This window comes from Pantoea sp. SS70 (assembly GCF_029866845.1).
Lineage (GTDB): Bacteria > Pseudomonadota > Gammaproteobacteria > Enterobacterales > Enterobacteriaceae > Pantoea > Pantoea leporis.
Genome location: NZ_CP117199.1, coordinates 1,346,855 through 1,366,627, shown reverse-complemented (window position 1 = coordinate 1,366,627; position 19,773 = coordinate 1,346,855). Strand labels below are relative to the sequence as shown.

General features: G+C 59.9%; 16 protein-coding genes. 5 read left to right on the top strand and 11 right to left on the bottom strand.

What is annotated here, in order from left to right; translation table 11 throughout:
• Positions 1–21: 21 nt before the first annotated feature.
• Complete coding sequence (gene hutC, locus PO881_RS06260; protein WP_008102577.1) at positions 22–777, bottom strand: histidine utilization repressor; 756 nt, start codon at positions 775–777, stop codon at positions 22–24.
• A gap of 319 nt (positions 778–1,096) precedes the next feature.
• Here hutC and hutH point away from each other — a divergent pair, with 319 nt between their 5' ends.
• The 3 genes from hutH (at position 1,097) to PO881_RS06245 (ending at position 5,780) form a co-directional block, all read left to right on the top strand.
• On the top strand, positions 1,097–2,650 hold the full coding sequence (gene hutH / locus PO881_RS06255; RefSeq protein WP_217547157.1) for a histidine ammonia-lyase: 1,554 nt from the start codon (positions 1,097–1,099) through the stop codon (positions 2,648–2,650).
• Between the two features lie 10 nt (positions 2,651–2,660).
• Positions 2,661–4,346: a urocanate hydratase gene (gene hutU, locus PO881_RS06250; protein ID WP_192413984.1), complete on the top strand. Its 1,686-nt coding sequence runs from the start codon at positions 2,661–2,663 to the stop codon at positions 4,344–4,346.
• A gap of 276 nt (positions 4,347–4,622) precedes the next feature.
• A complete protein-coding gene (locus PO881_RS06245) occupies positions 4,623–5,780 on the top strand; it encodes a M20 aminoacylase family protein (protein WP_280172617.1) in 1,158 nt (385 codons plus the stop codon).
• A 163-nt stretch (positions 5,781–5,943) separates the two neighbouring features.
• Here the strand turns inward: PO881_RS06245 and ybiB are convergent, their stop codons facing one another.
• From ybiB to PO881_RS06230, 3 genes are read right to left on the bottom strand one after another with little or no spacing between them, the layout of a single operon-like run.
• Positions 5,944–6,912, bottom strand: a complete 969-nt coding sequence (ybiB, locus tag PO881_RS06240; RefSeq protein ID WP_101763132.1) for a DNA-binding protein YbiB — start codon at positions 6,910–6,912, stop codon at positions 5,944–5,946.
• A 53-nt stretch (positions 6,913–6,965) separates the two neighbouring features.
• Positions 6,966–9,110, bottom strand: coding sequence for an ATP-dependent DNA helicase DinG (gene dinG, locus PO881_RS06235; RefSeq protein ID WP_217547160.1), 2,145 nt, complete (start codon positions 9,108–9,110; stop codon positions 6,966–6,968).
• A 54-nt stretch (positions 9,111–9,164) separates the two neighbouring features.
• Positions 9,165–10,061, bottom strand: coding sequence for a LysR family transcriptional regulator (locus tag PO881_RS06230; RefSeq protein WP_101763134.1), 897 nt, complete (start codon positions 10,059–10,061; stop codon positions 9,165–9,167).
• A gap of 121 nt (positions 10,062–10,182) precedes the next feature.
• Between PO881_RS06230 and speB the strand changes: the two genes are divergently transcribed.
• Together speB and PO881_RS06220 are read left to right on the top strand one after the other, a co-directional pair.
• On the top strand, positions 10,183–11,142 hold the full coding sequence (speB, locus tag PO881_RS06225; protein WP_280172616.1) for an agmatinase: 960 nt from the start codon (positions 10,183–10,185) through the stop codon (positions 11,140–11,142).
• Positions 11,142–12,227 carry an iron-containing alcohol dehydrogenase family protein gene (locus tag PO881_RS06220; protein WP_280172615.1) on the top strand — a complete coding sequence of 362 codons (1,086 nt, stop codon included), beginning with the start codon at positions 11,142–11,144 and terminating at the stop codon, positions 12,225–12,227. Before speB ends, PO881_RS06220 begins: the two co-directional genes overlap by 1 nt.
• A gap of 382 nt (positions 12,228–12,609) precedes the next feature.
• Here PO881_RS06220 and PO881_RS06215 read toward each other — a convergent pair whose 3' ends face one another.
• Genes PO881_RS06215 through argH form a run of 7 tightly spaced genes read right to left on the bottom strand, consistent with a single transcriptional unit; the run spans position 12,610 to position 19,624 of the window.
• Positions 12,610–13,971 carry an MmgE/PrpD family protein gene (locus PO881_RS06215; RefSeq protein ID WP_280172614.1) on the bottom strand — a complete coding sequence of 454 codons (1,362 nt, stop codon included), beginning with the start codon at positions 13,969–13,971 and terminating at the stop codon, positions 12,610–12,612.
• The gene (locus tag PO881_RS06210) at positions 13,955–14,842 is read right to left on the bottom strand and encodes a polysaccharide deacetylase (RefSeq protein WP_110865793.1); all 888 of its coding nucleotides are present in this window, start codon (positions 14,840–14,842) and stop codon (positions 13,955–13,957) included. The genes PO881_RS06215 and PO881_RS06210 overlap by 17 nt, the downstream gene beginning before the upstream one ends.
• Positions 14,835–15,680: a polysaccharide deacetylase gene (locus PO881_RS06205; protein ID WP_101763139.1), complete on the bottom strand. Its 846-nt coding sequence runs from the start codon at positions 15,678–15,680 to the stop codon at positions 14,835–14,837. Before PO881_RS06205 ends, PO881_RS06210 begins: the two co-directional genes overlap by 8 nt.
• Before the next feature lie 11 nt (positions 15,681–15,691).
• On the bottom strand, positions 15,692–16,513 hold the full coding sequence (locus PO881_RS06200) for an ABC transporter substrate-binding protein (protein ID WP_137385435.1): 822 nt from the start codon (positions 16,511–16,513) through the stop codon (positions 15,692–15,694).
• A gap of 17 nt (positions 16,514–16,530) precedes the next feature.
• Positions 16,531–17,295 carry an amino acid ABC transporter ATP-binding protein gene (locus PO881_RS06195; RefSeq protein ID WP_008102604.1) on the bottom strand — a complete coding sequence of 255 codons (765 nt, stop codon included), beginning with the start codon at positions 17,293–17,295 and terminating at the stop codon, positions 16,531–16,533.
• Between the two features lie 13 nt (positions 17,296–17,308).
• Positions 17,309–18,187, bottom strand: coding sequence for an amino acid ABC transporter permease (locus PO881_RS06190; RefSeq protein ID WP_101763141.1), 879 nt, complete (start codon positions 18,185–18,187; stop codon positions 17,309–17,311).
• Positions 18,188–18,196: 9 nt separating this feature from the next.
• On the bottom strand, positions 18,197–19,624 hold the full coding sequence (gene argH / locus PO881_RS06185; protein ID WP_280172613.1) for an argininosuccinate lyase: 1,428 nt from the start codon (positions 19,622–19,624) through the stop codon (positions 18,197–18,199).
• Positions 19,625–19,773 lie beyond the last annotated feature (149 nt).

Sequence of the window (19,773 nt, the reverse complement as noted above, 5' to 3'; positions counted from 1 at the left end):
TAGGGTGAGGGAAATCTTTGCTCAACCATGTCCTCTAAAGCGCCCCAGCAACTTATAACGCGATCCCGGATACAACAGGCGCGCGTAGGTCACAATCTTGTTGTCGCTCCACGTCTGACGACGAATCAGCAGGCACGGCTCATGTTCATCCAGCGCCAGATGCTTACGCTGACGCAGATCCGGCAGCACCGCTTCCACAATATGCTCACCAGCGGTCAGCGGCGCAACGCGCATCAAATAGGTGTACGGCGTCAGCTGATGATAATCCTGGCTGAGATAATCCGGCGCCACCAGCGGATTGACCAAACGATCTTCCAGCTGTACCGGCAGATCGTTTTCGTAATGCACAATCAGCGAATGGAACAGCGTTTGCCCGGTGGATAATCCCAGCACCGCCGCCTGTTCTGGATCGGCCTTCATCTGCCCAATCGACAAAATCTTGCAGCTGTGACGATGTCCGCGCTGCGCGATCTCATCGGCGATGTTGTGCACTTCCAGCATCGCAGTGTAGCCCTTCATCTCCGCGACAAAGGTGCCCACGCCCTGCATGCGCACCAGAAAACCCTCGCTGGTGAGTTCACGCAGCGCGCGGTTAATGGTCATACGACTGACGCCCAGCTCGTTCACCAGTTCACTCTCAGACGGCACGCGCTGGTTGGCTTTCCAGTGACCTTCGCGGATTTGGCTGACGATCGCCTGCTTCACCCGCTGGTAAATCGGCGCAGGCTCATCGCCCATCGCCGCAGCCAGCTGTGCTACTGCTGTTTGCTCCGCCATTTCCTGTTCCTTTAAAGAATAATGCCCAAAGTTTACTGTCTCAGCCCGTAAATGTATATACATCTAATTGTGCAAGGTGCCCAGCATTGGTGCAGCTTTCGCCCTGCTCCGGTGCAATCCCGCTGCGTTTACACCGCATAACGCGCATTGCGTCGTATTTCACAGAACGTGAACAATCTGGCATAGCGCTTGCTACTTGTATAGACAAGATTAGACACTTATGCTTCACTCATCGCAATCCACGGCAAATCGGACAGCCACATCGCAAAATATCGGCGTCCCATTCATGCCAGATCACTTGTATAGACAGGAGTAGACTATGTCAGGTTCGGTTCAGGAAATTCGCCTCGTTCCCGGTGAAGTGGACCTCGCTACCTTGCGCACCATCTATCAAAGCAAGGTAACGCTCACGTTGGCCGATGATGCGCGCGCAGCGATTGCGCGTGCCCATGAAACCGTCGATGCCATCGTCGCATCCGGCAACGTGGTGTACGGCATCAACACCGGTTTCGGCAAGCTGGCGCAGACGCAGATCCCTTCGGCGCGGCTGGCCGAGCTGCAGCGCAATCTGGTGCTGTCGCACAGCGTTGGCCTCGGCGATTTGCTGCCGGACAACGTGGCGCGTCTGGTGGTCGCGACCAAAATTATCAGCCTGGCGCGCGGTCACTCTGGCGTGCGTATCGAACTGATTGAAGCGCTGCTGGCGCTGTTCAACGCCGGCGTGATGCCGTGCATCCCGGAGAAAGGTTCGGTGGGCGCGTCAGGCGATCTGGCCCCGCTGGCACATCTTTCCCTGATGCTGCTGGGTGAAGGTCAGGTACGCGTCGATGGCGAGTTAATCCCCGCGACCGAAGGCTTAGCGCGCGTTGGTCTGCAGCCGATTGTGCTGGGCCCCAAAGAAGGTCTGGCGCTGCTCAACGGCACGCAGGTTTCGAATGCGCTGGCGCTGCGCGGGCTGTTCGAAGCAGAAAACCTGTTCGCGGCGGGCCTGATGGCCGGCGCACTGTCGCTGGAAGCGATTAAAGGCTCGGTGAAACCTTACGATGCGCGGATCCACGAAGCGCGCGGCCAGCTGGGACAGATCAACGTTGCCGCCGCCGTCTCCTCTTTATTAGCCGGCAGTGAAATCCTCGGCTCACACACTCACTGCGGCCGCGTGCAGGATCCCTACTCGATTCGCTGCGTGCCACAGGTGATGGGCGCCTGCCTCGATAACCTGTCGCACGCCGCGCGCGTGTTGCAGATTGAAGCCAACGCCGCCTCCGATAATCCGCTGGTGTTCAGCGACAGTGGCGATGTGATTTCCGGCGGTAACTTCCACGCCGAGCCGGTGGCCTTCGCCGCCGATATTCTGGCGCTGGCGATTGCCGAAATCGGCGCGATCTCCGAGCGTCGTCTGGCGCTGCTGCTGGATACCGGCCTTTCCGGTTTACCGCCGTTCCTCGTCAATGATGGCGGCGTTAACTCCGGCTTTATGATAGCGCAGGTCACTGCTGCAGCGCTGGCGTCTGAGAACAAATCGCTGGCGCATCCGGGCAGCGTTGACAGCCTGCCAACCTCCGCTAACCAGGAAGATCACGTCTCGATGGCGACCTACGCGGCCCGCCGCCTCGGCAGCATGTGCTTCAACACCGCCGCTGTGGTCGGCATTGAGGCGATGGCTGCGGCACAAGGCATTGATTTCCATCGTCCGCTGCAGAGTTCGCCGACGCTGGAGCAAGAGATGAGCCGCATTCGCGAGAAGGTGGCCTTCCTCGATCACGACCGTTTACTGGCGCCGGATATCGAATCCATGCGTCTGTGGGCCAGCGCACCTGCATGGCCTGAATCTCTTACCGCGCTGCTGCCAAGCCAGCGTAAGACTGTTAATTAAGGAATCGATGATGAGCGAAACTTTGACTCAAGCTGTAGCCCGTGAAATCCGTGCGCCGCGCGGTAATGAATTGCACTGCGCCAACTGGTTGATTGAAGCGGCTTACCGCATGATCCAGAACAACCTCGATCCTGACGTGGCAGAACGCCCGGAAGATCTGGTGGTGTACGGCGGCATCGGTAAAGCCGCGCGTAACTGGGAGTGCTTTGAGCAGATCCTGCGTTCGCTGCGCGCCCTGCAGCCGGAAGAGACGCTGCTCATCCAGTCCGGTAAACCGGTGGGCGTGTTCCGTACGCATGCCGATGCGCCGCGCGTGCTGCTGGCTAACTCGAATCTGGTGCCGCATTGGGCCAACTGGGATCACTTCCACGAACTGGATCAAAAAGGCCTGATGATGTACGGCCAGATGACCGCCGGTTCGTGGATCTACATCGGTGCGCAGGGCATCGTGCAAGGTACCTTCGAAACCTTCGCTGAAGCGGGTCGTCAGCATTACGACAGCAATCTCAGCGGCCGCTGGATCCTCACCGCCGGTTTAGGCGGCATGGGCGGCGCACAACCGCTGGCGGGTGTGTTGGCCGGTGCCAGCGTGTTGGCGATTGAGTGCCAGGAATCTCGTATCGATTTCCGTATCCGCACCCGCTACGTCGACCACAAAGCCTATACGCTGGACGAAGCACTGGCGCTGATTGATCAGGCCAACAAAGAGAAGCGTGCCATTTCTGTTGGTCTGCTGGGCAACGCCGCTGAAATCGTGCCGGAGCTGGTGAAACGTGCCAAAGCGGGCGGCATGAAGCCGGACATCGTCACCGATCAGACCTCAGCACACGATCCGATTAACGGTTATCTGCCGGTCGGCTGGGATCTGGCGCGCTGGGAAGCCGAGCGTGTCAGCAACCCGAAAGCGGTGGAGAAAGCCGCGCGCGCCTCAATGGCGGTACATGTGCAGGCGATGCTGGATTTCCATCACATGGGCGTGCCGACCGTGGATTACGGCAATAACATCCGTCAGGTGGCGCTGGATGAGGGCGTGAAAAATGCCTTCGATTTCCCGGGTTTTGTGCCGGCCTATATTCGTCCGCTGTTCTGCGAAGGCAAAGGCCCGTTCCGCTGGGTGGCGCTGTCAGGTGATGCGGAAGATATCTACAAAACCGATGCCAAGCTGAAAGAGCTGTTCCCGGATCACCAGAATCTGCATCGCTGGCTCGACATGGCGCAGGAGCGTATCGCCTTCCAGGGCTTACCGGCGCGTATCTGCTGGCTGGGTCTCGGCGAGCGCCACAAAGCGGCGCTGGCGTTCAACGAAATGGTGCGTAACGGCGAGCTGAAAGCGCCGATCGTCATCGGTCGCGACCATCTGGATTGCGGTTCCGTGGCGTCACCGAACCGTGAAACCGAAGCGATGAAAGACGGCTCGGATGCGGTATCCGATTGGCCGCTGCTCAATGCCCTGCTGAACACCGCCGGCGGCGCGACCTGGGTGAGTCTGCACCATGGCGGCGGCGTCGGCATGGGCTTCTCGCAGCACTCCGGCGTGGTGATTGTGTGTGACGGCAGTAAAGAAGCCGATGCGCGTCTGGGCCGCGTGCTGTGGAACGATCCGGCCACCGGCGTAATGCGTCACGCGGATGCCGGTTACGAATTAGCGCAAAGCTGCGCGCAGGAGCACGGTCTCAACCTGCCGATGCAGAAATAACGTTCAACCCGCGCACGCCGATCAATCCCCTCTCCCGCCTGCGGGAGAGGGTTAGGGTGAGGGACAGCGCGCACCTTTCAATATTGTGCAGCATTCCCCTGATCCCAGCCTTCTTCCGCAAGCAGGAGAAGGCGCTTACCAGCCCGTTCGCTATATTCCATTCCGCTATACCCTATAGCCAAATTATTCCGTTCCGCGATAGACGCCGCCATACGCTTGCCACTACAGTAAATACATTATTTTGCAGCTCACGCTGCTAATGGAGAGCCTTACCTTATGAGCCTGCCTGCTGCACTGCTGGAAAACGCCCTCAACTGGCGTCGTCAGTTACACCAACATCCTGAGCTGGGTTACCAGGAGCAGCAGACCAGCGAGCTCGTCGCACAGGTCCTCACCGAGGCCGGTTTACAGGTGTTTCGTGGCTTAGCGGGCACCGGCGTAATCGGCACCTTAGAGAACGGTCCCGGACCGGTTATTGGTCTGCGCGCCGATATGGATGCGCTGCCGATCACCGAAAAAGGCGCGCCGCAGTGGAAGTCGCAAACAGCCGGCGTTATGCATGCCTGCGGTCACGATGGTCACACTTCGATTCTGCTGGCGGCGGCTTGTCAACTGGCGGCTACGCGTAACTTCAGCGGTACTATTCATTTCATCTTCCAGCCCGCCGAAGAGAATCTCGGTGGCGCGCGCAAGATGGTGGAAGAAGGCCTGTTCCAGCGCTTCCCGATGGATGCGGTTTACGCCATGCACAACTGGCCGGGCATGCCGGTGGGCACGCTGGCGGTGAATCCGGATGCGATGATGGCGTCACTCGACTCGTTCGAAATTACGCTGCACGGTAAAAGCTGCCATGCGGCGATGCCGGAAAGCGGGGCCGATCCCATGGTGGTTGCTGCCGAGCTGATTCTGGCGCTGCAAACCATTCCGTCGCGTCGTCTGTCGCCACTGGCTTCGGCGGTGGTGAGCGTGACGCAGATTCACGGCGGCGAAGCGATTAACGTCATTCCTGAGCAGATTGTGTTGCGCGGCACGGTGCGATGTTTGCAGACCGACGTGCGTAATCGCGTGCGCGGTCTGATTGAGGATTTTGTCACGACGTTGCCGCGCCCGTTTGGCGTCAGCGGCGAGATTCACTGGTATCCCGGTTATCCGGTCACCGCCAACCATGCAAATCAAGCCGAACAGGTGCGTGCGGTGGCGGTTGATCTGCTTGGCGAGGCGCAGGTTCACTGGCAGGTGAACCCTTCAATGGCTTCGGAAGATTTTGCCTGCATGCTGCAAGCCTGCCCCGGTGCCTATTTCTGGCTGGGTGCCGATGGCGCGACGCCGTCCGCACCGCTGCATAATGCCAATTACGATTTTAATGATGAGCTGCTGCCGATTGGTATTACCTTCTGGCAGCAGTTGGTAGAGCGCGTGCTGGCGAAAGCGTGATGGCGGTCGCCAGGAATGGCGGATGTTTGCTCGTGCCGTCGCGGCGCAATTTATTGCGCAATCGCGGGATGGCGACATTGCCGCCATTGAACAGCGCGATTAATCGCGCCGCTACAGCTTGTGTGCGCTGTAAATGAGGCGCTTAATTCAATGGCTTTGTTCTTCACATCCCCGCCAACTGTAACTTCACTTCTGCATCCGCCAGGCTAGCCGATTCACCGGTCGCCATCAAACAACACGCCAGCTGCAAACGCAGCGCCTGCGGCACCGCGCGTTCCCCGGCTAATACCTGATTGATCCACGCGGCGGTGTCCTGTGCGCTTTTGCTTTCCGGCAGTTCCACACTGACTTCCGGCTGGCGCTCAACCCACACTTCCGCTTCTGCGCCCGCGCCACGAATGTAGTTAATCGCCGGGCAGCGCTGCGGATTGGCATACACCTCGCCTTCGGTACCGTTGAGCAGAATCGCCGGTGCGTCGATATCCTGGAAGAATTTCCCCACGCGCGGCACATATTCCGGATGCGAGACGCTGGCCAGGCGCAGCGCAGCACGTTCGGCAAACGGCGTCGCCAGTTTCGCCAGCGTATGCGCGCTGTTACGCACGCCCATGCGCCAGCGCAGCGACAGCTGCTGCGCCATTGGCGCACACAGATGGTCGATGGTGATAAACGCCAGTTCGCCGTTATCCAGTTTCGCCTGCGCCTGTGCGGCGGAGGTGACAGGCGCGATGTCCAGCGCCGCCAGCACCGCTTCGGTGGTGATGCGCGTGGGATCGTCACTGACGCCGTGCAGCAGCACCGGGAAGCCCAGCTTCACCAGCAGCAGCGCCAGCAGCGGCGTCAGATTGCCCTGACGACGCGCGCCGTTGTAGCTGGGAATGACAATCGGCATGGGACGATGAGCGGGTGCCTGCAACTGCATCATCTGCTGCTGCATCGCGTGATAAAAACCGCGCATCTCCTCTTCGCCTTCGCCCTTGATGCGCAGCGCAATCAGCACGCCACCCAGCTCCAGCTCCGGCACGTCACCGGCCAGCATCGCGCTGTAGAGCGCCTGCGCGGTGGCGAAATCGATATCGCGCGCGTGATTTTTACCGCGCCCAATCTCTTTAATAATTTTATTCAGTTCCATCAGGCATTCCCGCTTCCAGGGCGCGCCGTCGTGCGGCTGCCAAAAATTGATCGTTAGATTTTCTTACTGCGACGTTTTTTCGTCATGTCACTGCTGGCTTCCGGCATCGGCGGTTGCTCAATCGGGAACACCGGTAGCGCGGCCAGCAGTCGGCTGCCATAGGCTTTGTTGAGCAGGCGGCGATCGTAAATCACGATTTCGCCAAAGCAGCTGTGGCTGCGAATCAAACGTCCTACCTGCTGAATCAAGGTAAAGGAGGCGCTCGGCAAGCTCTGCACTTCGAACGGATAGCGTTTCAGGCTCTTCAGCCATTCGCCCTCGGTCAAAATTACCGGACTGTCTACCGGTGGAAAAGCGATTTTATGGATATGCACCTGCGACAGCAGATCGCCTTTCAAATCCAACCCTTCGGCGAACGATTGCAGCCCGACCAGAATACTGATTTTACCGGCTTCGACGCGTTCACGATGCAGCGCCACCAGGCGCGAACGCGGCTGATCGCCCTGCACCAGCATCGACAGGCGCAGATCAGGAATATGTGCGACAAACTGCTGCATCGCGCGGCCGCTGGCGAATAGCACCAGCACCCCTTTGTGCTTCTCTTCGGCGATCTGCTGGCGGAAGAAGCGCGCCATCTCGGCGATGTGCTCCGCTTCCTGCGCCATCTGCGGCTCAAACTGCATCTGCGGAATCACCAGCTTGCCCTGGTCGATATGGTTAAACGGTGAATCCAGTGCCACAAAGCGGTCGCCGGCTTTCTCACTTAGGCCGGACATTTCCTGCAAACGGTTGAAGCTGTTGAGCGAGCGCAAAGTGGCCGAGGTCACCACCACATGCGGGATTTTGCGCCACAGGATTTTTTCCAGCTGATCGCTCACGCGAATGCCCGCGCAGTGGAACAGCAGATGCGCCTGGCCTTCACGGATCTCACGCGTAATCCACTTCGACACCGGCGCATTGGAAGCTTTCTCCATCGCCGCCAGCCGCCACAGTTTGCTGATCGACTCGAACCAGCCGAAGTGGCGATTGAGCTGAATGATAGCTTTATGCAGCCGCATGATATCGGCTTTCCCGGTTTGCTCGCCCAACTCGTTGAGCAGGCCTTCGCTTAAGCCGCGCAGCGCGTCACTCAGCTTGAACAGCCGCGCGCACAGGCTCAGCAGCTCTTCCGGCAATTCACCCAGTACAAAGCGGAACTCGCCCGGCTGATTATGGCCCGGCAGCAGCGGATTGAGGGCATCGCACAGGATCTGCAGCAGCTCGCGCATTTCATCGCAGTGACCTTTCAGGCGCTCCGGGTTGGTGAGCGGCGGCGGCGATTTTGGGCGGAACTGCGCCATGATGGTTTCCACCAGCCGCACAAACAGATCGAGCTGCAAACTGCTCCAGCCGGGCGTGATCTCCGCGCTCATCTCCAGCGCATCGCGCGCCACTTCCGGCAGATGATGGCCTTCGTCCAGCACCAGCATCAGGTTTTTCGCCGGTGGCAGCACCGATTCATTCTCCATCGCCGCCATCACCAGCGCATGGTTGGCGACCACCACATCCGCCTGCTCAATTTCGCGACGCGCGACAAAGAACGGGCATTCGCGATACCAGCGACAGTGATGCCCGAGGCAGTTGGCTTTGTCGGTGGACAGGCGTTGCCACAAGCTGTCCTCAATGTTGACATCGGTGTGATCGCGCAAGCCATCCCAGCGGTAGCTGCTGAGCTGCTTCTCCAGTTTGGCGCAGAATTTCTGCTCCTCTTTCGAGCCGGTGACCGCCTCTTCATCCAGATAGAGCAGCAAATCGCCCTGCTGATCTTCGGTCGCCGCCAGCGCCGCAAGGTTGCGCGGACAAACATAGCGTCCACGGCCAAAGGCGGCGGTAAAAGTGAGATCGGGGATGATTTTCTTCAGCAGCGGCAGATCCTTGCTGAAGATCTGGTCCTGCAACGCCACGTTGGCGGTGCTGATCACCAGCCGCTTCTCCTCGGCGCGGCTCACCGCAATGCCGGGAATCAAATAAGAGAGAGTTTTGCCGACGCCGGTGGGCGCTTCAATCGCCAGATGACGACCTTCGTCACCGGCCAGACTTTTCGCCACTTCGGCAATCATCTGGCGCTGCGGCGCGCGCGGGATAAAGTCAGGAACCTGCTGCTGCAGCGCCTTATACCATTGCGCAATCTGGCTTTTTATCGCTGCTGTCAGGGCCATTTTCGTTACTGTTTGCTGAATTGGCCTGTATTTTTACACAGTATTGGCGCAGCGTCAGCTTTCGCTGCTATTTTTTCGCGCTGGATTCAGAATTTCACGCATCGCGCGGATTAAGGTTTCACGCGCGCGCCCACGGCGGAACGCAAAAGAGAAAGGCGCGCGGAAGTGGAAATGGTGCGGCAGCAGGCGACGCAGCGTGCCCTGCAGTTCCCCGCTGCGCGCGTAGTGTTCGGGCAAATAGCCAATGAAGCGGCCAGAGAGAATCAACGTCAGCTGCGCTTCGATGCTCTCCACCGACGCATTGCTCTGGCGGAAGCCGCGCTTGTTCAGCTCCTGCTGATTCCAGTAACGCCGCGTCACCATGCCGGTTTGCTGCACGGTGCGCACATCCGGATGACCCTCAGCCAGCGGATGTTGCGGGCTGCAATAGAGCCAATGCTGTTCTTCGTAAAGCGGAATGGTCACCAGATTGCTGGCGCGCAGCGGAAAGTGCCCAATCGCCAAATCGAGCCGATCCTCCAGCAACTGCTGCTGCAACTCATTGGGATCGCGCACGCTCAGATTAAAGAATACCGCCGGAAAGCGCTGGTTAAAGCGGGCGATAGCGGCAGGCAGATCCAGCGTGCTATCGGTGACGGTGGCGTCCACCACGCCAAGCGAGAAAGTGCCGCCCTGCGCGCTTTTCAGCGTCTCTACCTGCTCCTGCCAACCCGCCAGCGTCGCCAGCATCTCCTGACTGTAGCGATAAAACTGCTCGCCTTTGCTGGTCAGGGTAAAGCCGCCGCGCCCGCGCTGACAGAGGATGAAACCGAGCTGGCTCTCGAGCTCACTCATGTAGGCGCTGATAGCCGGCGTGGTCATGTTCAGCGCCTGCTGCGCGCGCGAATAGCCCTGATTTTCCACCACGCTGGCGAACACCTGCAGCAGTTTAAGATTGGGAAGCGTCTGCACCGATTTTCCTTCAGAGATTGCTGACTAAAGTTAAGTAATCTCTGAAGTGATTATCGGCTGTCAAGGATTTTTCCGGCGCGCGGGCTGGGTAATGATGGGTTTCACCTGACCGAAGGAGTGCGTGATGACCGATTTCCCCCAGCCGCAAGGCGGCAACGAAATGCCCCGTTTCGCCGGACGCGGCACCATGATGCGTTTACCCGCCGCTGAATCACCAGCCGATTTGGATGTGGCGTTCGTCGGCATTCCGCTGGATATCGGCACCTCGCAGCGCAGCGGTACGCGCTATGGCCCACGCGCCATCCGCGCCGATTCAGTCATGATCCGACCCTACAACATGGCCACCGGCGCCGCGCCCTTTGATTCGCTGCGCGTCGGCGATCTCGGTGATGTGCCGATCAACACTTACAGCCTGCTGAAATCAGTCGATATCATTGAAAACTATTTTACCGAGCTGAATAACTGGCCGATTATCCCGTTAACGCTGGGCGGCGATCACACGCTGACGCTGCCGATTTTGCGCGCGCTGGCGAAGAAGCATGGGCCGATGGGGCTGATTCACATTGATGCCCACACCGACACCAACGACGAGATGTTTGGCGAGAAGATCGCGCATGGCACCACGTTCCGCCGCGCGGTGGAAGAGGGCCTGCTCGACTACCAGCGCGTAGTGCAAATCGGGCAACGTGCGCAAGGTTACGCCGCCGATGATTTTCAGTGGGGCGTCGATCAGGGCTTCCATCTGGTGCCCGCCGAACAGTGCTGGTATCGCTCCATGACGCCGCTGATGGCCGAGGTGCGCGCGCGTATCGGCGACGGCCCGGTGTATCTCTCTTACGACATCGACAGTTTCGATCCCGCGTGGGCACCCGGCACCGGCACGCCGGAAGTGGGCGGTTTAACCTCGATGCAAGGGCTGGAGATCGTGCGCGGCTGTCGTGGACTCAATCTGGTGGGCGGCGATCTGGTGGAAGTCTCGCCGCCGTACGACATCAGCGGTATGACCTCGCAGCTGGCGGCCAATATCCTTTATGAGATGCTGTGCGTGTTGCCCGGCGTCCGTTACACAGAGAACAAGTGATGACACAACAGAATCTGGTTTTCCCGGCGCGCGTGCTGCGCGGTGCGGGCGTGATCAACCAATTAGGCGCGATCTGCGCCGGACTGGGCCAGCGTGCGCTGCTGATTGGCGGCCATCAGGCGTTGCAGGCGGTAGAAGCGCAGGTTCGCGCGCAGCTGTTGGCGGCCAACGTCACGCTTCTGGCGCAGGAGTGGTTTGGCGGCGAAACCTCGATCAATCAGATCAATCGTCTGGCGGCGATGGCCAGCGAGCTGCACGCCGAGGTGCTGATTGGCGTGGGCGGCGGTAAATCGCTGGATACGGTGAAAGCGGTAGGCGCACAGATTGGCGTGCCGGTGATCACGCTGCCAACCATCGCCGCCACCTGTTCCGCGGTGACGCCGCTGAGTATTCGCTATGACGATAACGGCAATTTCTTCGACATCTTCCCGCTGCCGCAGGCACCGGCGGCGGTGATCATTGACAGCGAGCTGCTGGCTAAAGCGCCCGCCCGCTGGCTGGCCGCCGGATTGGGCGATACGCTGGCGAAGTGGTACGAGTTCCGCGCGGTCAGTGCACGTCATCCGGCACGCGAGGGCAATGCGCTCTCGTCACTGGCGCACAGCCAGATCTGTTATAACGTAATTGGTGAACATGGACCGGCAGCCTATGCCGCCGTGCTGCGTGGTGAGAGCAGCGCGTCGCTCGATCAGGTGCTGGATGCGATCTTCACCTGGGCAGGATTAACCTCGCTGATGAGCAACGGCGCACACGCGGCGGCTTCGCACGCGATTTATGAAGGCTTTACCTTCTGCGATAAAACCCGCGAGTTTGGGCACGGCTTGCTGGTCGGCTTTGGCAATCTCTGTTTGCTGGCGCTGGAGAACCGCACCGATGAGGAAGTGCTGGATGAGATGCGCCTGGCGCGCGATTGCGGCGTGCCGCTGACGCTGAGCGAGATTGCCGCGCTGGATGAGAGTGAGCTGGCGCTGATTGTGCGCGAATCAGTGCATGCGCCGGATATGGAGAACATGGCCGAAACGGTGACCGAAGCGCGCTTGCTGGCAGCGATAGCGCGGATTGAGGGGTTAGCAGGCAGGGTTTAGTTTGTGCTCGCTGTGGTTTGAATGTGCTCGCTGTGGTTTGGATGTGCTCGCTGTGGTTTGAATGTGCACGCTGTGGTTTGAATGTGCACGCTGTGGTTTGAATGTGCACGCTGTGGTTTGAATGTGCTCGCTGTGGTTTGGATGTGCTCGCTGTGGTTTGAATGTGCACGCTGTGGTTTGAATGTGCTCGCTGTGGTTTGAATGTGCACGCTGTCCCCCATCCCGGCCTTCCCCCATTAATGGGGGAAGGAGATGCTGCCACATGCAGCTTCAGAACGAACATATGGCAGCATCTTCCTCCCCCATTCATGGGGGAGGACCGAGGAGGGGGACAGCGTGCACCTACCAACGGGACAGCGAGCACACACCAAAAAGGAAAAAATCACCCAATCCCCAACAATCCCACCACTTCCCGCACATCCGCCACTTCATCCAGCTCCAGACACACCGCCTCGAGCTGTTCGACCTGCTCCAGCGGCAATACGCGCGCGGCCAAACTGCGGTATTTCGCCAGCAAGGCATCCAGCGTGAGCGGATTGGTCGGTGCGCCTGACGGCACCGGCACATGCTGCTGCCACTGCGCGCCCTGCCCGGTTTCCAGCCGCACCCACGGCTCGTCGTCGCGGCTCTGCTGCTCATCGATCACCAGCTCAATACGTGCCAGCAACGCTTCCACATCGGGATGCAGGCGCTTGGCGTCGTCATAACTGGCCAGATCCGCCGAGCCGTACAGTGCGCGCGCCGCCAGCGCATACGGCAGGCTCATCTGCGCCGCCGCCAGGCTGTGTAACTCGCGTCCGCCGCACATCTCCAGCAGGAACGGATTAACGCCCACCACGATGCGCGCAATCTGCTCTACCCGCACATCATGCTGTTGCAGCAGGATTCCCAGCGCATCAATAGCCGCGTGGGTGCCACGGCACGAAGCGTAAGGTTTGATCGAGCAGCGCGCCAGTTTCCACACCTCGCCGAGATCGGCCGTCAAGGCCTGCGGCTGCTGGGTTTCCGCCGCTAAGGTTTGCAGGAAGCCGCCCCAGCGTGGTTCAAACACCGCTGAAGGGCCGCTGATACCGCGTTGTGCCAGCAGCGCGGCCTGCACGCCGCCTTCTGCTGCGCGCGCGGCATGCAGTTTTTTGGTGTGCGATCCGTCGTGAATAAAGCCCCACAAACCGCCGCTGAAGCTGGCGGCAATGCCCAGCGCAGACGCACACTGCGCGCGGTCGAGCTGCAGCAGCGAACAGACCGCCGCCGCCGCACCAAACACCCCGCAGCTGGCGGTAGAGTGCCAGCCTGCGCCGTTGTGCGCCGAGTAACCGCCGCAGGCTTCTAGCACGCGGCGGCCGACGTCATAGCCGATCACCATCGCCACCAGCAGCGCTTGCCCGTCCACCGGCTGCGTCGCCAGCGGCAAAGCCGCCAGCAGCGCCGGGATCACCACCGCACCGGAGTGATCGCAGCCGCCGGTATCGTCGAGTTCATACATGTGCGCCGCCACGCCGTTCAGCCACGCCGCCTGTCGCGGATTGGCCTGCTGCGCGCTGCCCCAAATCTGCGCCTGTTCGCGGCCACCTTCGGCCTGCACCAGCGCCAGACACTCGCGCCAGATCGGGCTGTCGCAGCCCGCCAGCGAAGCACCGAGCGTATCAAGCAGATGGCGTTTCGCCTGCTCCACCAGCGGTTCAGGCAGTTGTGCAAAACGCGTCCCGGCGATAAAGGCCGCCAGTTGATCAAGCGAGTTCGCCATGCGCACCTCCAGTGATGCGGGTAAACACCTCCGCCGGATGGCAGACATCGTTATCCGGCTGCGTCTGCCAGTGTGCCGCCGCCTGCTCAGCGGTGGCGATCCACACATTGTGCTGTTGCAGCATGTCGAGCAGCGCCCGCAACAAACCAATACGTCCGGCGGTGCCGATGATTTCCGGATGCAGTCGCAGCAAGTAGCACAGGCCAAAGCGGTGGAAGCCGTGGAAATCCTGCGTCATATTCGCCAAAGTTTCGCCATACGGCGCGATGCGCGATTGTCCCGGCGGAATAGCCGGGCTGAGGTTAAAGGCGAAGTACGGCTCATCTTCCAGCGTGTAGTGCATCGGCAATTCCACCAGACGCGTACCGGGATGGAAGTACGGCAAATCGTCGCCGCGCCAGCTGGAGGACCATTGAATGCCGCGTGCGATCAACGCCTGCGCCAGTCCCGGTTTCCACTGCCCGGCGGGCGTGCGGAACCCCGTGATTTTGCGTCCGGTTATCTGCGCCAGTTTGTCGCAGCCGCGCGTCACGCTGGCGATCTGCTGCTCCAGCGTCAGCAGCGAGAAATCTTCGTGGATATCGCCACTGCAGGCGATTTCATGGCCGCCGGTCACGATGCGCTGCACCAGTTCCGGCTGCTGTTCGGCGACAATTGCGGGCATACACCAGCTGGCTTTGAGCTGCTTTTCTGCCAGCAGCGCCAGCAAGCGATCGACGCCGCGCAGCGTGCCGTAGCGCCACACCGACAGCGTTTTATCGCGCCCCGCCACTGCCGGAGCCTGAGTGAGAATGCCGTGAATATCGTTGAAATCGATAGTGAGGATCGCCGCCGACTGGAAACCCAGCGGCCAGCGTGAAGGTTCAGTCATGCTGTTGCTCCTGCAAATACCACTGCGCCACCGCGTCGCAGCGCGCAAACCAAACGTCATCGCGCGCCGTCATATGTGCAAACAGCTGTTCCAGCAGCAGCAAGCGTCCCGGCTGGCCGGAGATTTTCGGGTGGAACAGCGTGGTGAGGCACAAGCCTTCATCCATCGCGCCATCGAACTCGCGCTGCCAGTTATCACGCGTGTGCGCATAGCTGGCGATGCGGTCGCCACCTTTGGGGAAGTCGGGCTGGCGCGTGTAGGCCAGCGAGGCGTAATCATCCATCTCCCACTTACCGGGGATCTCCACCAGCGGCGTATGGCCCGCCACAGGAATGCTGTAGGGGCGATCGTCGCCGCGCATGCTGCTGGAGTAGATAACGCCCGCGTCACGCAGGATTTGTGGCGTTTCGGCATGCCAGTCGCCCGACGGCGTACGAAAACCGCAGGCGGTGATGCCCAGATGCTGGTGAAAGACTTCAGCGGATTTCGCCATGACTGCGCGCTGTTCATCCGGTGAAATCGCCCAAAAGGATTCGTGGCGATAGCCGTGATAGGCCACTTCGTGGCCCTGTTCGATAATCGCCTGACACTGCTGCGGCCACTGCTCCACCACCCACGCCGGCACAAAGAAGGTGGCGGGAAGGTGGAAGGCGCGCAGCAGGTCAAGCAGACGCCCGAGCGCGCGGTACGGCCCGTAAGCCCCAAAGGTAAAATACTCTGGCGTTGACCACAGGCTGCCATTCAGCATGGCATCGCCGGTGGGACCGTCGAGGTCAAACGCCAGCGCCATACAGCCGCGTTTACCCTGCGGCCAGCGCACTGCGCCCGGTTGTTGCATCTGCGCGCTCCTTAGCCCTGGTTGACGGTCGCCTTAGCCACGCCGTTATCTGCCAGACCCCATTTGCCGAGGATTTTCTGGTAAGAGCCATCAGCAATCATCGCGTCGATAGCCGCCTGAATCGCGGTGGTCAGCTCGCCCGCATCTTTACCAATCGCCATGCCGGTGTACTGGAAGGAGAAGGCTTTATCCAGCGCCTTATATTTGCCCTTTTCCAGATCCATGATGTACGGCAGCGTTTCACTGCCCTGCACCACGCCATCCAGACGGTTCTGACGCAGCTGGGTGCGCGCATCGGCGGTGCCTTCAGCACCTACCACAATGATCGCCGGCTTACCGGCCGCTTCACAGTGCGCTTTTGACCAGTTGGCAATCTCCTGCGGGAAGGTGGTGCGACGGCTGGTACCGACTTTCTTACCGCACAGATCCATCGCGCTGTTGATGTCGCTGCGCGCGGATTGGGTGTAGAACTGCGGGCCGGTTTTGAAGTAGTCGATAAAGTTCACCACCTGCTGACGCTCTTTGGTGTCCGTCATGCCAGACATCACCAGATCGACGCGCCTGGTCACCACCGCGTTCACCATCTGTTCGAAGGCGATCTCCTGCCAGTTGATCTTCACGCCGAGTTTTTCGCCAATCGCCTGGCCGAGGTCGTAGTCCACGCCGGTCAGCTGGTTGGTCGCCGGATCTTTAAAATCCATTGGCGGATAGTTCGGCATGATCGCCACCGTCAGCCCTTTCTCTTTGATCGCCGCGGGTACGGCGATGTCTGCCCAGGCAGAGGATTGAAGCAATACGGCGGCACTGATGGCACTCAATAACAGCTTTTTCATATTCACCCCGGTAATGTTTAAAGAAGAATCGCGTTAATAAAGTTTTTCATCCGTGGATTTTGCGGGTTCAGCAGAATGTCTTCCGGTGCGCCCTGCTCGATAATCCGTCCCTCGTCCATAAACACCACCTGATTGGCCACCTCACGGGCAAAGCCCATTTCGTGCGTGACCACCAGCATGGTGGTGCCCTCTTTTGCCAGCTGACGCATCACCGCCAGCACCTCGCCCACCATCTCCGGATCCAGCGCCGAGGTGGGCTCGTCAAACAGCATCAGTTTGGGTTTCATCGCCAGCGCACGAGCAATCGCTACGCGCTGCTGCTGACCGCCGGAGAGCGACTGCGGATAGTCGTGCGCTTTGTGCGCCAGACCAACGCGATCGAGCAGCGCCATCGCCTCTTCGCTGGCTTCGCGCCTTGGACGCAGCAGCACGCGACACGGCCCTTCGATGATGTTCTCCAGCGCGGTTTTGTGTGGGAACAGGTTAAAGCGCTGGAACACCATGCCGGTTTGCAGGCGCTGTCGCGCAATCTGCTTGTCGCTCAGCGCATGCAGTTTGTTACCGGCGATGCGATAACCCGCCAGCTCGTTGTCAACCCAAATCCCGCCTTTATCGACCTTCTCCAGCTGGTTAATGCAGCGCAAAAAGGTGCTTTTGCCGGAACCGGATGGGCCGAGGATGCACATCACCTCGCCGTAGTTCACTTCGAGGCTGACATCCTTCAGGGCGTGGAACTGGTCGAAATATTTGTTCACCTTAACGGCGCGCACGATGTTTCTCATGTTGGGCTCCTGATTACTGACGCTGACGATGGCCGCGTGAGAAATAACGTTCCAGTCGGCTCTGTCCAAACGACAACACCGTGACCACAATCAGGTACCAGATACCCGCCACGAACAGCAGTTCCATGACGCGCGCGTTGGCGAAGTAGATGGTTTGCGTGTTGTAGAGCAGTTCCGAGTACTGAATCATGCTGGCAAGGCTGGTGGTTTTGATCATGCTGATAAATTCGTTGCCGACCGGTGGCAGAATCACGCGCATCGCCTGCGGCAGAATGATGCGCTGCAGCGCCTGCAAACGCGGCATGCCAATGGCTTTCGCCGCTTCGTATTGCCCGGTATCCACTGATAGCAAGCCCGCGCGCACCACTTCCGAGGTGTACGCGCCCTGATTGATGCTCAAACCAAGCAGCGCGGCGAGAAATGGCGTCATGATGGTGACGGTTTGCACGCTGAACACGCCGGGAATGCTGATGGTGGGAAACACCAGCGCGAGGTTGAACCACAGCAGCAGCTGCAGAATCAGCGGCGTGCCGCGAAAAATCCACGCGTAGCCCACGGCGATGTAATGCAGCACCGGATTCGGCGACATGTACATGATGGCGGTGATGACGCCAAACAGCACGCCGAGCCCCATCGCCAGCACCGACATGATCAGCGTGTTGACCACGCCATTAAGAATCGCCTGGGCGGTAAAGAACTGGCCGACAAACGACCATTCGATATTGCCGTGCGCAAAGGCGTTTACCAGCAGCGCCAGCAGCAGCAGAATCACCGCCGACGCGGTGATACGGCCGTAGTAACGGCGCGGCACCACTTGGTAACGATCGAGATCGTAATGCGTCTGCTCGCGGCTGTTGTTCAAACCCGGCTCAATCGGCGTTGATTGCGACATAAGTTCTCCTCAGGCGCGTGGGCCAGCGTAATCGTCGGTCCAGCGCTGCTGGTCCTGCATCAGGGTTTGCAGACGTGCCAGCTGCTCACGTACGCGTGCCGGTGCGGTACCGCCGTAGCCGCTACGAGCCGCCAGCGCGGCTTCCAGCGTCAGCGCACTGCGCACCTCCGGCGTTAAGCGGACATCCACCGCCTGCAATTGCGCATCGCTGAGATCCGACAGACCGCAGTTTTCGCGCTCGCACAGCTGCACCAGCTGGCCGGTGATCTCATGTGCTTCGCGGAACGGCAAACCGCGCATCGCCAGCCAGTCGGCCACTTCGGTCGCCAGCGTGAAGCCGTCCGGTGCCTGCTGGCGCATCACGTCGGTGTTGAATTTCAGCGTCGCCATCATGCCTGCCATCGCCGGTAGCACCAGCAGCAGCGTATCCACCGCATCAATCACATTGCGTTTGTCGTCGCTGAGATCGCGGTTGTAGGAGAGCGGCATCGCTTTCATAGTGGTGAGCAGCGCCATCAGATTGCCGACCAGGCGGCCAGCGCGGCCGCGCGTCAGTTCGGCGATGTCCGGGTTTTTCTTCTGCGGCATGATGGAGCTGCCGGTGGCGTAGCTGTCATGCAGCTCCACCCAGCGGAACTGGCGCGATGCCCACATGCACACTTCTTCGCACAGGCGTGACAGGTTGATGCCGATCATGCTGGTGACAAACAGGAATTCAGCGGCATAGTCGCGGCTGGCAACGGCATCAATGGAGTTTTCGCACGGCGCGAGATAGGAAAGATCGGCGGCGGCCTGCTCCGGCTGGCGCGCAATAGCGGAACCGGCCATCGCAGCGGCACCGAGCGGACAGCGTGCGCTGCGGCGATCCCAATCCTGCATACGTTCAATATCGCGGGCAAAGGATTGCGCGTGAGCCAACAGTTGATGACCAAAAACAATCGGCTGCGCCTGCTGCAGATGCGTGAAACCGGGCGCGACGCTTTCGGTGTGCTGTGCCGCCTGCTCGACCAGCGCCTGCTGCAAGGCCAGCAGCGCGCTCACCACCTTGCGACCGTTGTCGCGCAGGTAAAGACGCAGGTCGTTAACGGTTTGATCGTTACGCGAACGCCCGGCGCGCAGCTTGCCGCCCAGCGGACCTAAACGCTCGGTCAGCGCGCGTTCGATAAAGGTGTGCACATCTTCGTCGGCGGCAATCGGATGCAGCTGACCGGCGCGATAATCGGCGTCTAACGCGTCAATGGCCGCCAGCATGGTGCCGAGCTCTTCGGCGCTCAGCAACTCGCCGCGCGCCAGTTCACGGGCATGCGCCCGGCAGCCCGCCAGATCGTAAGGTGCCAATGCAAAGTAATAATCCGGGCTACGAGACAGCGCGGTTAAACTCGCCGCCGGTGCCGCTTTAAAACGCGCGCCCCATAACAGTTCGGCATTATCAGACATGCTATTTCCCCTTACAGATAATCATCAGCGATATGAAAAAGATATGGATGAGCCAGTTGAAATAATAAAAACTTATTTTATGGCTACACTGGTAAATAGGGCCTATTTCAGGTTCACTGTACTTTCACCGCAATTATTCCGGAGTTGAA